General features: G+C 71.6%; 14 protein-coding genes and 1 pseudogene. 6 read left to right on the forward strand and 9 right to left on the reverse strand.

Going from position 1 to position 13950, the window contains the following annotated elements; translation table 11 throughout:
* Positions 1-925: serine/threonine-protein kinase (locus AC2CHE_RS25070; protein ID WP_484507309.1), on the reverse strand; the 925-nt coding region annotated here is incomplete at its 3' end.
* A 236-nt stretch (positions 926-1161) separates the two neighbouring features.
* Here AC2CHE_RS25070 and AC2CHE_RS25075 point away from each other — a divergent pair.
* On the forward strand, positions 1162-1680 hold the full coding sequence (locus AC2CHE_RS25075) for a hypothetical protein (protein ID WP_484507310.1): 519 nt from the start codon (positions 1162-1164) through the stop codon (positions 1678-1680).
* A 60-nt stretch (positions 1681-1740) separates the two neighbouring features.
* Here the strand turns inward: AC2CHE_RS25075 and AC2CHE_RS25080 are convergent, their stop codons facing one another.
* Both AC2CHE_RS25080 and AC2CHE_RS25085 read right to left on the reverse strand, forming a co-directional pair.
* Positions 1741-2565 carry an SAM-dependent methyltransferase gene (locus AC2CHE_RS25080; RefSeq protein ID WP_484507311.1) on the reverse strand — a complete coding sequence of 275 codons (825 nt, stop codon included), beginning with the start codon at positions 2563-2565 and terminating at the stop codon, positions 1741-1743.
* Positions 2566-2906: 341 nt separating this feature from the next.
* Positions 2907-3173: a helix-turn-helix domain-containing protein gene (locus AC2CHE_RS25085; protein WP_484507312.1), complete on the reverse strand. Its 267-nt coding sequence runs from the start codon at positions 3171-3173 to the stop codon at positions 2907-2909.
* 76 nt (positions 3174-3249) lie between these two features.
* Between AC2CHE_RS25085 and map the strand changes: the two genes are divergently transcribed.
* Complete coding sequence (map, locus tag AC2CHE_RS25090; protein ID WP_484507313.1) at positions 3250-4068, forward strand: type I methionyl aminopeptidase; 819 nt, start codon at positions 3250-3252, stop codon at positions 4066-4068.
* A 71-nt stretch (positions 4069-4139) separates the two neighbouring features.
* Here map and AC2CHE_RS25095 read toward each other — a convergent pair.
* A pseudogene (locus tag AC2CHE_RS25095) lies at positions 4140-4463 on the reverse strand (VOC family protein); the annotation flags it as partial.
* Between the two features lie 197 nt (positions 4464-4660).
* On the opposite strand from AC2CHE_RS25095, the gene AC2CHE_RS25100 reads away from it, so the two are divergent.
* The 3 genes from AC2CHE_RS25100 to AC2CHE_RS25110 all read left to right on the forward strand — a co-directional run bounded on the left by AC2CHE_RS25100 (position 4661) and on the right by AC2CHE_RS25110 (position 7963).
* Positions 4661-5452, forward strand: coding sequence for an MBL fold metallo-hydrolase (locus AC2CHE_RS25100; protein WP_484507314.1), 792 nt, complete (start codon positions 4661-4663; stop codon positions 5450-5452).
* Positions 5453-5563: 111 nt separating this feature from the next.
* On the forward strand, positions 5564-6211 hold the full coding sequence (locus AC2CHE_RS25105) for a class I SAM-dependent methyltransferase (RefSeq protein ID WP_484507315.1): 648 nt from the start codon (positions 5564-5566) through the stop codon (positions 6209-6211).
* Positions 6212-6487: 276 nt separating this feature from the next.
* Complete coding sequence (locus tag AC2CHE_RS25110) at positions 6488-7963, forward strand: S1 family peptidase (RefSeq protein ID WP_484507316.1); 1476 nt, start codon at positions 6488-6490, stop codon at positions 7961-7963.
* A gap of 357 nt (positions 7964-8320) precedes the next feature.
* Here the strand turns inward: AC2CHE_RS25110 and urtA are convergent, their stop codons facing one another.
* On the reverse strand, positions 8321-9565 hold the full coding sequence (gene urtA, locus AC2CHE_RS25115; protein ID WP_281604059.1) for an urea ABC transporter substrate-binding protein: 1245 nt from the start codon (positions 9563-9565) through the stop codon (positions 8321-8323).
* Between the two features lie 455 nt (positions 9566-10020).
* Positions 10021-11205 (reverse strand): substrate-binding domain-containing protein, encoded by a 1185-nt coding sequence (locus AC2CHE_RS25120; protein WP_484507317.1) that lies wholly within the window; start codon positions 11203-11205, stop codon positions 10021-10023.
* Between the two features lie 37 nt (positions 11206-11242).
* On the opposite strand from AC2CHE_RS25120, the gene AC2CHE_RS25125 reads away from it, so the two are divergent.
* Positions 11243-11689 carry a MarR family winged helix-turn-helix transcriptional regulator gene (locus AC2CHE_RS25125; RefSeq protein ID WP_484507318.1) on the forward strand — a complete coding sequence of 149 codons (447 nt, stop codon included), beginning with the start codon at positions 11243-11245 and terminating at the stop codon, positions 11687-11689.
* Positions 11690-11974: 285 nt separating this feature from the next.
* On the opposite strand, the gene AC2CHE_RS25130 is transcribed toward AC2CHE_RS25125, so the two are convergent.
* The 3 genes from AC2CHE_RS25130 to AC2CHE_RS25140 all read right to left on the reverse strand — a co-directional run.
* Positions 11975-12757, reverse strand: a complete 783-nt coding sequence (locus AC2CHE_RS25130; RefSeq protein ID WP_484507319.1) for an urease accessory protein UreD — start codon at positions 12755-12757, stop codon at positions 11975-11977.
* Entirely contained in the window at positions 12757-13494 is a 738-nt protein-coding gene (gene ureG / locus AC2CHE_RS25135; RefSeq protein WP_484507320.1) for an urease accessory protein UreG, read from the reverse strand. Before ureG ends, AC2CHE_RS25130 begins: the two co-directional genes overlap by 1 nt.
* Positions 13484-13950, reverse strand: a 467-nt coding sequence (locus AC2CHE_RS25140; protein ID WP_484507321.1) for an urease accessory protein UreF, incomplete at its 5' end; no start/stop codon positions are given. The genes ureG and AC2CHE_RS25140, both read right to left, overlap by 11 nt.

Consider the following 13950-nt stretch of genomic DNA (forward strand, 5'->3'; position numbering starts at 1 on the left):
CGGCAGGGGCGGCGAACAGCAGCCCGCGGCGCCGCCCGGCGACCGCCGACCGCCGGGACCGTCCGACGGCCGACCGGGTGGGGCCGGCGACCGCCCGGGTGGGTACGCCATGGGTGGCCACGGAGCCCGACGCCGGCCGCAGGTCCATGGTCACCCCGGCCAGCGTCTCGGCGAGTTCGGCCGCCTCCGGACGCCGGCCCGGATCGGTGGCCAGACACCGACCGAGCAGCTGCGCGTGAGAGTCGGACAGTCCCTCGACGGTGGGGACGGCCACCGTTTCGTGCGGAGAGCGTTGAGGTGCCTGACCGGTGAGGCACTCGGCGAGCACGACGCCGAGGGCGAACACGTCACCGGCCGGCACCGCCTCCGCTCCGGCGGTCAGCTCCGGCGGCAGGTAGCTCGGGGTGCCCCACAACTGCCCGTCCGGCTCCGCCGGGTCGTCACCCGCGCCGGCCGCGATACCGAAGTCGACGACCTTCACGCCGCTCTCGGTGAGCATGATGTTGCCGGGCTTGACGTCCCGGTGCACGATGCCCTGCTCGTGCGCGGCGGCGAGAGCCGACGCCACCTCCCGACCGATCCGCACCGCCTCATCCGGGGGCAGCGGGCCGGCGGCACGCAGCCGAGCGGCCAGCGTCGGCCCGGCGACGAACTCCATCACCAGGAACGGGGTGGGTGTGCGAGTCAGGTGCCGCTGCTCGCCGTAGTCGTAGACCCGGGCGACGCCCGGGTGGTCCAGCCGCGCGGCGGCCAACGCCTCACGGCGGATGCGGTCGCGGGCCGCCGGGTCACCCAGCAGCGGCACCGACAGCAGCTTCACCGCGACGGTCCGCTGCAACCGCAGATCGTAGCCGCGCCAGACGGTGGCCATCCCACCCCGGCCGACCGGTTCGTCGAGCCGGTAACGCCGCTGCAGACATCGCACGAGCCCAACCTCCCGCTCCGGTCGCGCACCCCCCGCGGGGTGTCCGTCGGCGGATCGTGTCCGGTCACCGCCCTGGTCGACTATCGCGCTACCCTCGGCCACAGGCGGGAAAACCCCTGGCCAATGAGTTGGTACGCCTCGATCCGTGATGTCACGTGACCGTCACACGTTCGCGCGGCACTCGTCATCCCGCAGGGCATCTCTGGGAACAGGCACTCTTTCGAGGAGGCGACGACATGCGCGACCGACCTTTCGCCCGCTGGGCCAGGCGGCGTCTGCGCGCCGACTACGCCCCCACAGCCCGGCCGGCCGTGCGCGACTACCGGGGAGCCGTCCGGCACGAAGCACGCCACGCGGCGGTCGCCACCACACTGGCGGCCGTACTCGCCGTCAACGGCTGCGCCCCCGAGCCGGTGGCGGAACCGCCACCCCCCGCCACCGCCACCAGCCCGCCGAACACCCTCGCCAAGGTCGACGTCGGTGACGCGCTGACCGTGACCGCGACCGTCGACCAGGTCATCGACGAGCGCGCGCTCGTCGTACGCGATGTCGACCTGGCCGATCGCACCCTGCTCGTGCTGGCCCCGCAGGCGGTGGAGGCGGCCCCGCCGCAGTTGCTGCGCATCGAGGGAACGGTGGTCCGTTTCTCGTACCGCAGCCTCGCGGCCCGCCACCAACTGACCGACCATACGGCGTACCGCCCGTTCGAAGGGCAGAAGGCACTGGTGGCCAGTCAGGTCACGGTGTGGCGGTGACGGCACCAGGTGAGTGGCCGCAGTCGATGCGGCCACTCACAGGAGGACCCGATTGGGGCATCACGCTTTGCGCGCGACGAGTCCGACGAAGGTGTGGTAGGTGTCGCTCTGCTCCGGCGCGGCCTCATCCGGGTCCGGTCGCCACGCGGCCACCGGCACCAGGCCCGGTTCCAGCACCTCCAGGCCCTCGACGAAGGAAAGGATCTCCTCGTCGGTACGCCATCGACCGGTGCCGAGGGACTCGTTGAAGATGCGCTCGACCTCGCGCGCCTTCCGGGAGGCATCGGGGTGCCGGTCACCGGGATCACGGAAGTGGGAGATCGCGACGTAGCTGCCCGACGGCAGGGCGTCGATCAGTCGCGCCGCCACCGCCTTCGGGTTCTCGTCGTCCGCGAGGTGGTGCAGAATCGCGAAGAGCAACAGCCCGACGGGGCGGTCGAAGTCCAGGAACCGGCGGACCTCCGGGCTTTCCAGGATGGCCTCCGGCGACCGGATATCGGCCTGGACCACCGTCGCGGTTCCGGCGTCGGCCAGCAGCGCCCGGCCGTGCGCCAGCACGATCGGATCGTTGTCGACGTAGACCACCCGCGCCTGCGGGTCGTGGCGCAGGGCCACCTGGTGCACATTGCCCTGGGTGGGCAGACCGGAGCCGAGATCGAGGAACTGGCCGATGCCCTGCTCGGTGAGGAGGCGCACCGCCCGACGCAGGAAGGCCCGATTCGCCTGGCCCGCCTGTGGACCGTCCGGCGTGATCCGGAGCGCGTGTTCGGCGACGGCGCGGTCCACCGCGAAGTTGTCCTTGCCGCCGAGCATGTAGTCGTACACCCGGGCGATGCTCGGCACACTCATGTCCACCCCGGGCGGTGCCGCCTCTTGACTCGCCACAGCTCGTCTCCTCGTCCACATCAGATCGCGGTCGGCCGAACCGCGGGATCGAGCGCCGGATCCGAGTGTAGCCAGACCGCGAAGTGTGTCCGGTCGGCGGTGCCGGGCCCAGAGTGCTCACCATCCGCTGATCATCCTAAGTGGCCCGTTGCGGGGGTGGAGGCCTGTCGGTGGCTGGTGCCAGAAGGCGGCGCGACCGACTGTGGGAGCGTCCTGCCGGCCGCGTTCACCAATGCCGGGTACCCGCTCAGCTCAGCACCCGGTCGAGGTCCAGCATGATGACGGATGCGTCGGGGTCGCGGGCCGGACATTCGACGAGCGCAGCGCGTCCGACGGCTACCCTAGGACGCCTGGCGGATGGGCATGTCGGCCCGCCAAGCCTCGGCCAGATCGCCGAGGGGAACGTCCAGGGCCTGACTGAGGCAGACCACGGTGCCGAAGGCCGGCGCGGAGAGGCGACCCGCCTCGATCTTGCGCAGCGTCTCCGGAGAGATGCCGGCCGCCAGGGCCACGTCGACGAGGCTACGGCCGGCCCGGGCGGCCCGCAGGGCGGCTCCGAGACGCTGGCCCGCGGCGATCTGTTCGGCGGTGAGCGGTCGGCGAACCATGCCAGCAGGATATCCCCTCCCGCGCAGCGCCATCGTGGCGTGGTATAAAAATACCGCAGGGATGAGGGAGGCCTTCATGATCGAGCTGAAGTCGGCCGAGGAGATCGAGCGGATGGCGGTGACCGGCCAGTTCGTCGGCGAGTTGCTCGCCGAACTGAGCGGGGTCGCCGCGGTCGGCGTCAACCTGATGGACCTCGAGCACTACGCTCGCCGCCGCATCGACGAACGCGGTGCGCAGTCCTGCTATTGGGATTACGCCCCCTCGTTCGGCCGCGGTCCGTTCCGCAACGTGCTGTGCCTGTCGGTCAACGACGCCGTGCTGCACGGCCTCCCCCACGACTACGTCCTGCGCGACGGCGATCTGCTCAGCATCGACATGGCGGTCGGCATCGACGGCTGGGTCGCCGACTCCGCGCTTTCCGTCATCGTCGGCACCCCCGACCCGGCCGACCTGAGGCTGATCGAGGCCACCGAGGTCGCACTGGACGCCGCCATCAAGGCCGCCCAGCCCGGCGGCCGCCTGGGAGACATCTCCGCCGCGATCGACGAGGTCGCCCGAGCCTACGGTTACCGGGTCAACGCCGAGTTCGGCGGCCACGGCATCGGCCGCACCATGCACGAGGCCCCGCACGTGGCCAACAGCGGCCGCCCCCGGCGCGGCCTGAAACTCGAACCCGGCCTGACCATCGCCATCGAACCCTGGCTCTGCCACTCCACAGACAAGATCAGGTACGACAAGGATGGCTGGACCATCCGGTCGGCCGACGGTTCCCGCACCGCCCACTCCGAGCACACGGTCGCCATCACGGATTCCGGCCCCCGGGTCCTGACCCGCCGCCCCGGCCGCGGCACCGCCTCCGCCGACCACCCCGAGAAGTCCGCCACCCACTCCTGACCCGGGGCGATCTCCGCGATCGACGGGTTGCCGTTTCGCCGGTTGTCGGGCGCCGGCCACGCGAGCTATCGGGGAGTCGGGACACCGAACTCGTTGCCGTCGGGGTCGGCCAGGACGACGTGTCCTTCCTCCGGGCGCTGTCCGACGTCGACGTGGCCGGCACCGAGGTCGAGCGCCCTGGCCACCGTCCGCTGCTGGTCAGCGAGGCTGGCGCTGGTGAGGTCGCCGGTCGGCCCGCCGTCGGCGCCGACCCCCCAGAAGATGCCGGGGACCGTGGGTGCGTACTGCCCGCCGACCGGACGGACGATCTCCGAACTACCGGTGCCGGTCGCCTCGACCAGGGTGAAGGCCCAGTCCGGCCCGGTGGGGAAGGCATCGACGCGCAGCCGCATCATCTGCCTGTCCGCGTTGTCCTACCCCTCGGCGACGCGCATACTGAGCTGAGATGGGAACACCGGATCACCCGCTACGAGAGCGAGGGCCATCAGGTGGTGACTCCCGCGCACCCGGGCCACGCCCACCTGCTGCCGGCCCGGCAGGGTTGGGAGCGGATCGCGGACGGGGTGCTGGACTGGGCCCTACGGCACGCGGCGTGACCGACGTACGGGTCACGCACATCGGCGGTCCGACCGTGCTGATCGAGGTCGACGGTTGGCGGTTGCTCACCGACCCGACCTTCGACGCGCCCGGGCGGACCTACCGGTTCGGCTGGGGCACCGCCTCGCGCAAGCTCACCGGCCCGGCGTTGGCCGCCGAGTCGCTCGGCGACCTCGACGCGGTGCTGCTGACCCACGACCACCACGCCGACAACCTCGACGACGCCGGCCGGGCCCTGTCACGGGCGGCGGGCCGGGTCGTGACCACAGTGGCCGGAGGCCGGCGACTCGGTGCCGCCGCCACCGGCCTGGCACCGTGGCAGCGCACCACACTGACCGCACCCGGCCGCCCCACCATCGAGGTCATCGCGACCCCGTGCCGGCACGGCCCGCCGCTGAGCCGGCCCGTCGTCGGCGAGGTGACCGGGTTCGTGCTGCGTTGGCCCGGCCAACGGCACGGTCCCCTCTGGATCACCGGCGACACCGTGCTCTACGACGGAGTCCGTCAGGTCACCGACCGATTCGCCATCGGCACCGTCGTGCTGCACCTCGGGGCGGTGCGGTTCGGCCTCACCGGGCCGCTGCGCTACACGATGACCGCCGCCGAGGGCGCCGAACTGTGCGGGCTGCTCAAGGCCCACACGGTGCTGCCCGTGCACTACGAGGGCTGGGGTCACTTCCGCGAGGGCCGACCGGCGATCGAGGCCGCCTTCGCCGCCGCGCCGTCCTCGGTCCGGGAGAGCCTGCACTGGCTCACCCCCGGCACGGCCACCACCGTCACGATTTGACCGAGCGAGACAACAAGAGTCCAGAGCGACATGTCACCGCGACGTATCGATGTCACCGCGACAGGCCGCTGCACACCAATACTCCGTCCGGCGATCAGGAAGACCATCATCATGAACAGCCACGCCCAGCGGACGACCGCCGAGACGCCGACCGCGAAACAGCGGCGGGTGTGGAACAGGTCCGCACCCACCTACGACAAGCAGATCGCGTTCTTCGAGCGGGTCCAGTTCGCCGGTGGCCGCGAATGGCTGGGGGCCCGCGCGCGTGGTCGGGTGCTGGAGGTCGCCATCGGCACCGGCCGGAACCTGCCGTACTACCCCGTCGATGTGACGGTGGTGGGCGTCGAACTGAGCCGGGCGATGCTGGACATCGCGCGGGGACGGGCCGCAGATCTCGGTCGTGCGGTCGACCTGCGCGAGGGCGACGCCGAGGAGTTACCTTTCACCGCCGGTTCGTTCGACACCGTGGTCTGCGCCCTCTCACTCTGCAGCATCCCGCACCCGGCGAGGGCGATCGACGAGATGAAGCGTGTCCTCGGGCCCGGCGGCCGGCTGCTCCTGCTGGATCACATCGGTAGCACGTGGCCACCGGTTCACGCCGCGCAGTGGCTCCTCGAACGGCTGACGGTTCGTTCGGCCGGCGAGCACCTCACCCGCCGTCAGCTGCCACTGGTGCGGGCTGCGGGGTTCACGATCGTCGAGGCCGAGCGGCTGAAGGCCGGCACCGTCGAACGCGTGCACGCGGTCACGTCAGACTGAGCAGCCGGCGTCCACCCAGGAATCGAGCCTTGCTCGCCTTGATATGAGTTAGCTGGTATAGATCCAACTCAATTGTTTCCGGTTAGGTTGGCGGTGGCCCACCTGATCCGGCTGGCGTTCCTCCGAAGCGCCCGGCAGCGGCGCCGGCCAGGTCAACGGGCTGCGACACCCGCAGCACCGTCGCCCAAACCCCGAGGGCGGAGCGCGGCGGGACGACCCCCGCCCCGATCGCGGCGCACCCCCGATCCGCGCCGCCGTTTCCACAGGAGGCAATTGATGAGACGAGTTCTCGCCTTCGCGGCAGCAGCGACCCTGCTGCCCGTCGGTGCCATCGCCGTCGCGGTAACCCCCGCCGCAGCGGCCCCGCCGCCCACCCCCGACACCGCCACCGTGGCGGCCGCATCGTCGGAGATGCTCGCCGCGATGCAGCGTGACCTCGACCTGACCCCGACCGAGGCACGCACCCGGATCGCCCGGGACGACAAGGGAACCAGGACGGACGCCAGTCTGCGCCGGTCCCTGGGTTCGTCGTACGCCGGTGGTTGGATGACCGCCGACGGCCTGGTCGTCGCCGTCACCGGCAAGGCCGCAGCCAACCGGGTGAAGGCCGCCGGCGCGCGGGCGACGATCGTCGAGCGCAGCGGTGCCGAACTGGATCGGATCAAGGCATCCCTGGACCGCCACGCCGCCAAGGCGCCGTCCGGCGCGGTTCCCGGCTGGTACGTCGACGTCACGACCAACGCCGTCGTGGTCCTCGCCAGCGGAGACACCGCTGCGGCCGCGAAGTTCGTCCGCACGAGCCGCGTCGACGCCACCGCGGTCCGGGTGGTCAGCACCACCGAGGCGCCTCGGCTGCTCTACGACGTCCGTGGCGGCGACGCCTACTACATGGGCGGGCGCTGCTCGGTCGGGTTCTCGGTGACCGGCGGCTTCGTCACCGCCGGGCACTGTGGCCGTACCGGCACCGCGACCCAGGGCTACAACCAGGTGGCCCAGGGCACCTTCCGCGGGTCGTCGTTCCCGGGCAACGACTACGGCTGGGTCCAGACCAACTCGAACTGGACGCCGCAGCCGTGGGTCAACAACTACTCCGGCGGCAACGTGACGGTCGCCGGCTCCACCGAGGCCGCCGTCGGCGCGGCCATCTGCCGCTCCGGCTCGACCACCGGTTGGCGGTGCGGCACCATCCAGGCCAAGAACCAGACCGTCAACTACGCCGAGGGCTCGGTCAGCGGGCTGACCCGCACCAACGCCTGCGCCGAGCCGGGCGACTCGGGCGGGTCGTGGCTGACCGGCCAGCAGGCCCAGGGCGTGACCTCGGGTGGCTCCGGCAACTGCTCCTCCGGCGGGACCACCTACTTCCAGCCGGTCAACGAGATCCTCTCGGCGTACGGCCTGACGCTGCGCACCAGCGGCGGTAGTGAGCCGCCGCCGCCCACCGGGTGCAGCGGCTACGAGGCGACCTACACCGGCAGCATCTCCTCCGGCCAGAGTCGGTACCAGCCGAACGGCAGCTACTACTACTCGTCGTCCTCGGGCACCCACCGCGGCTGCCTGGACGGGCCGACCGGGGTGGACTTCGACCTCTACCTGCAGAAGTGGAGCGGATCCTCCTGGGTCGATGTGGCCGGCTCGTACAGCGCCGGGCCGGACGAGTCGCTGACCTACAACGGCACGGCGGGCTACTACCGCTTCGAGGTGCACGCGTACAGCGGCTCCGGCAGCTACTCGCTGGGTATCACCAACCCCTGACCCATCGACGACCCGGTGGCGGGGGGGGGGGGGTTCGCGCCCCCCCCCCCCCCCCCCCCCCCCCCCCCCCGACCGGCGTTCGACCGTCCCGGGTCGAGGGCTGACGCCCCGGGACGGGTGGTCGAGGGCCAGCCCGACACCCGCGTCGACCGCCCGGGCGGCGATGCCGTAGCAGTCCAGCCAGAACGGGGTGATCAGCATCGGGATGTCCGAAATGGATGCCCTGGTGGAACCGTTCGCACCGCCGTGATCACCGGGTCGTCGTCCGGCCTTGAGGCCGGAGTCCGCGTGGCGATCCGGCAGGGCGAAGCGTGGGGGGGGGGCCCCGGGGGGGGGGGCCCCCCGGGCCCCACCGGGTCAGCTCAGGCCACCGGCCCACGGGTAGCTCTTGAGGTACGGGTCGGGGGTGATCGGTTCGCCGGAGTTCCAGACCTCCGTGATCAACCCGTCCGCGCCGACCTTGCCGACGCGTGCCGTCTTGGCGATGTGCTGGGTGGCACCGTCCACGGTGACCAGCCCCTCGGGCGCCTCGAAGGTGATGCCGTCGGAGGCCTCCCGGACCTTCTCCACGTCGAAGGTGCCGGCCTTCTCGACCATCGCCTTCCACAGGTAGACCGAGACGTACGCGGCCTCCATCGGGTCACTCGTCGGCTTGTCCGCCCCGTACTTGGCCTTGTACGCCGCGACGAACTTCTCGTTCGCCGCCCCGGGCGTGGTCTGGTAGTAGTTCCAGGCGGTGAGCTGGCCCTCCAGGTACTGGGTGCCGATGCTCTTGACCTCCTCCTCGGCGATCGACACCGACACCACCGGCATGCTGGCGGCGGTCAACCCGGCGGACTTGTACTCCTTGAAGAACGCCACGTTGCTGTCACCGTTGAGCGTGTTGAACACCGCGTCGGCGCCGGAGGACTTCACCTTGTTCGTGATGGTGCCGAACTCGGTGGAGCCCAGCGGGGCGTAGTCCTCGCCCAGCACCTTCATCCCGTTGGCCTCGGCGTACGCCTTGATGATCTTGTTTGCGGTGCGCGGGAAGACGTAGTCGGAGCCGACCAGGTAGAGCGAGGTGGCCCCCTGCGCCTTGAGGTAGTCCAGGCCGGGGACGATCTGCTGGTTCGTCGTGGCCCCGGTGTAGAAGATGTACGGCGACTGCTCCAGGCCCTCGTACTGCACCGGGTAGAACAGCAGCGCCTTGTTCTTCTCGAACACCGGCTTGACGGCCTTGCGGCTGGCCGAGGTCCAGCAGCCGAAGACGGCCGCCACCCGGTCCTCCCGGATCAGCTTCTCGGCCTTCTCGGCGAAGGTCGGCCAGTCCGAGGCGCCGTCCTCGCCGACGGGTTCGATCTTCTTGTCGAGTACGCCCCCGGCGGCGTTGATCTCCTCGATCGCCAGCATGATCGCGTCTCGGACGGTCACCTCGCTGATGGCCATCGTGCCGGAGAGGGAGTTGAGCAGGCCCACCTTCACGGTGTCGCCGGAGACATCGGCGGCGACTCCCGCCGAGGTGTTCCCGTCGGTGGTCTTGCTGCCGCACGCGGCCAGCGCGGCCGCGGCGACCAGGGTCATGGCACCCGCCAGGATGCGGCGGCCCCGGATCAGTGTCATCAAATCTCCCTGCGTCGCGCGTGTGACGTCAGTCAGTGCCCGGGAACGGTCGTCGGCCCCGAGACGAAGTGCGGTTCTGTCCAACTGCGGTGCGGTCCGTCGGAACATTGGGCGCTGCCCGGCACGGCGGGTGGACACCGATCCGGGCGGCGATTCGAATATCGGCAGGGAAAGCTTCGATCCGTTTCATTGCACGGATGTTTCCCAGTCCTCAATAGAGTGTTTCTGCTGGCCCGACCGCTTCGACAAGGGCACGAAAAATGCCGGCGCATAGCCGAGGAGAATCGGCGGAATGACACCGGCACACGATTTTCAGCCGCATTCGGCTGCGCTTTTCCGTCCATCACCGGACGGTGGTTATATCCGACGCGACGGTCGGATGCTTCACGTAGGAAGTATCTTGGCCGCCGGCCGGCGGACCTGTCAAGGCACGGTCCGGTCACGCCCGGCGGAAATCACAGTTCGGTCAGGACGGTGAAGTCCAGGCCATCGGCCTCGGCCAGGTAGATCCGCTGACGGACGTGCCTGCGGCGCAGCCACAACTCACCGCGCGGCCCGTCGTACGACACCACGTCGGCGGAGGCCTCCACCGCCCGTACGTCCAGCGTGCCGGCCTTGGCGATCAGCGCGGCCAGCAACATCACACCCTCGTAGCAGGACTCCCCCAGGCTGCCCAGCGGTGGCGCCTCCAACCCGAAGCGGCGACCGAAGCTGCCGTGGAAGTCGAGGTTCTCCTGGGTCACCAGACCGGCGAAGAAACCCGCCGTGCTGAACAGCCCCCGGGTGTGGGCGGCGCCGCTGGCCAGCAGCATGTTCTCGTCCATCAGGGTGCTCAGGCGCAGACACCGCTGGTCCAGACCGGCCCGGGCGAACGCCCGGTTGAACCGGACCGCGTCCGCACCCACGAGCAGCATGAGCACCGCGTCGGCGTCGCTGCGTTCGATGCGGCGCAGCACCTCGGCGTAGTCGTGGGTCTCCAACGGCAGGAAGTGCTGGCCGACCACCCGCCCGCCACTGCGCAGCGCGTACCGGTGCGCCGCCCGGGTCGTCCGGCGCGGCCAGACGTAGTCGTTGCCGACCACGAACCAGCGCCGCACCCCGCGTTCCCCGGCGAGCACCCGCATCGCCGGCCACAGCTGCGCGTCCGGCGTCTCGCTGGTCAGGAAGACACCCTCGGTACGCTCGCCCCCCTCGTACAGGGCGGTGTAGACGTACGGCACCCGGTGCGCGATGCGCGGCGCCACCGCCTGACGCACAGAGGAGATGTGCCAGCCGGTGACGCCCTGCACCGCGCCCACCGACACCAACGCCTCCACCTCGGCGGCCACCTCGGCCGGCGGCGCCCCGCCGTCGACCGGCACCAGCCGCAACTCCCGGCCGAGCACGCCGCCACGCCGGTTGAGTTCCTCGACCGCGAGCTGTGCGCAGAGTTCGCAGCTCGGGCCGAACATGCCCGCCGGCCCACGCATCGGATACACCAACGCGATACTGACCACACCCTGGTCGACGGTCAGCCAGGACGCCCCGGCGGCGATGCTCTCCCCCGCCTGCGGGCGCCCGGACCCAGGTGCCGGCGCGGACATGAACACATGGTGGCCGCAGCCGCTGGTGAAGACCAGCCCTCCCAGTAAGCGGGACATCTCGGTACGATGACAGCGCATCAGAGGCGGGAGTGCCATGTCAGACCTTCCCGGTTCCGCAGCCGACCTGCTACCCCTGCTCACCCGCGCCGAGCGGCTGCTCTCGCGCCGGATCGGCGGGGTGCTCGCCGCCGAGTCGCTCACCATCGAGGCGTGGCGGGTCCTCTGCCTGCTCGCCGACGGTCGCGGTCATCCGATGAGCGAGGTCGCCGCCGAGGCGTCGCTGCCGCCGGGCACGCTGACGAAGCTGGTCGACCAGCTCGTCGACCGCAACCTCGTCTTCCGCCGGATCGACCCGATCGACCGCCGCCGCATCCGCGCCTACCTGACCGTCCGAGGCCGTCGAGAGCACGAGCGCCTCTCCGCCCGGATCCGCGACGAACTGGCCGAACTACCCGACGACACCGACCTGGCCGGGCTGCTCGACGCGCTGATCGGACGCCTGGAGCCGGAGCGCCGCCGGGCCACCGCCCGCCTGAAATAGGGGCGGTGTCTTCCCGCCGCATTCGCACCCTCGGACGCGTTCCCGGTCCCCGCAACTTCGGCGAAGTTGCTGCCTCGACTCCCAGCCAGGCGACACTATCCCGGTAAGTGCACGGATCTCCGGGTCAGCGAACCCGGGAGTTGGCGAGGGCGGGGCAGCTGCTGGAACGGGCAGCACCAGTCACCGCCCGGCAACGGGTCGGGGTGCGGCCTGCCGAACCGGACGACCAGCTCCGATGGGCCACCGTCCGGAAGAACCATCGCGATCCGCCGCTCGGCGACGACCTCACCCAACTCGTGCAACCCCGCGCTCCTCTGCCTCGCCCGACGCAGCGATGGTATCCAGCGCGGTCTCCGGCTTGAGGTACTCGCGCAGGGTGTGCGCGTCCGGCGCGGTGGCGCTCCACAGGGTCGCCGCGCCATCGGCAAGCGGTAGCCGGGCCCGCGTCCCGCACACCGCGGGGGGCTCCACCGGTCGGGTCGGGTCCACGACCAGCAGTGAGCCGGTGGCGGGCGCGCCGGCCAGCACCGCCGGTCCGGCCCAGCCGGGAGCATTCGGCCCGACCGCCAGGGACTGCCGCAGCAGCGGCCTACCGTCCAGGTCGACCCACGTGTTGATCTCGACGTTGCCGGGCCGCTCGCCGTGTCGGCCGCAGATCAGCTCGTCCCGCCAGTGCAAGGTGCCCCCCGAAGCGACGTCCACCTGAGCATCCGAGACGTGTGCGCAGCCCGCCGCCGCGACCAGCTGCTCGGGCAGCCAGGACAGGGTCGCCCGGTCGGCGACGGTGGCCCGGACCAGCATCCGGGAGACCGCGCCGGGGCGGCCGGGCAGCGCGATGGACGCGGCCACCGTGTGCACGCGTACCGCCGCACCGGGGCCGACCTCGACGTCCAGCCGCAGATCGTCACCGGCGAGCGGCCCGGCCGCCCCGCCGACGACGTACACCGTGACCCCACCGCCCGGGGCCGGTACCTGGCGCAGCAGCAGCGGGCTTTCGCCGCGCAGTTCGACCAGCGCGGTGCGGCCGTGCCGGTCGCGCCGGGCCACCAGCCGGGCGGTGGCCCGCATCAGGCCTGCCCGGCGGGTACCGGACCGGCCGGCGTGGACTGCGCGGACCGGTGGTGGGCCAGTTCGTGACGGATCCAGCCGGCGACCCGGGTCGCCAGGGGGTCCTCGCTGATGGACTGGAACACCGTCGGCAGGTCGCCCCGGCGGGCCCGGGCGTCCCGGTCCATCACGGACAGGTCGGCACCGACCATCGGCGCCAGGTCGGTCTTGTTGATGACCAGCAGGTCTGCGGCGGTCACCCCGGGACCGCCCTTGCGGGGCACCTTGTCCCCGCCGGCCACGTCCACCACGAAGATCTGCCGGTCGACCAGGCCCCGGCTGAACGTCGCGGTCAGGTTGTCGCCGCCGCTCTCCACCAGCACCAGGTCCAGCGGACCCAGCGCGTCGGTCAGGTCGTCGACGGCGTCGAGGTTGGCGCCGATGTCGTCGCGGATGGCGGTGTGCGGGCAGCAGCCCGTCTCCACCGCCCGGATCCGGGCCGGGTCGAGCACCCCGGCGCGCTTGAGGAAGTCGGCGTCCTCGGTGGTGTAGATGTCGTTCGTCACCACGCCGAGGCGCAGCTCACCGGCGAACGCCCGACACAGCGCCGCGACCAGGGCGGTCTTGCCGGAGCCGACCGGCCCGCCGATGCCGACCCGCAGCGCCCGCGCGGCGGCGGGCAGCGGGGCGTGCGGGTCGACTCCCGGCTCGGGGTGGGTGTGGGGAACGGACTCGTCGTGATCGAATTCAGGACGCAAAGAGACGCACCTCCCAGGTGGCGTGAGCTTCGGCGTGGATGTCGGCGAGCGGAGCGGCGGCGGCGGGCAGTCGCTCCGGTGGTTCCTCGGCGGCCCGCGCCGCCCGCGCCGCGGTGGCGTCGCAGGCAGCGGCGAGCCGCACCAGCAGGGCCTGCACCTGGTACGGGTCGAGGCCCAGCAGGCGTACGGCGGCACTGGCCGAGCCGGTCACCGTCGCGTGGGCGGCGACGGTGGCCACCTGCCCGGGGTCGAGACCGGCGGCGGCACCGACAAGCCCCAGCACCAGGGGTTGGTGCGGCCCGTCCGCTGCGGCGGGCAGGTCGTCGAAGGTGACCGCCGGCCAGATCCGGCGACCGGCCCGCAGCAGTGCCCGGCCCTGCCGACGGGAAACCGCCCGCTGGGCGGGCGAGGCGGTCCGGGCGTCCAGTTCGGCGTCGAGCCGGGCCAGCGCGGCGG

The sequence above is a fragment of the Micromonospora sp. ATLC16 genome, assembly GCF_057196645.1.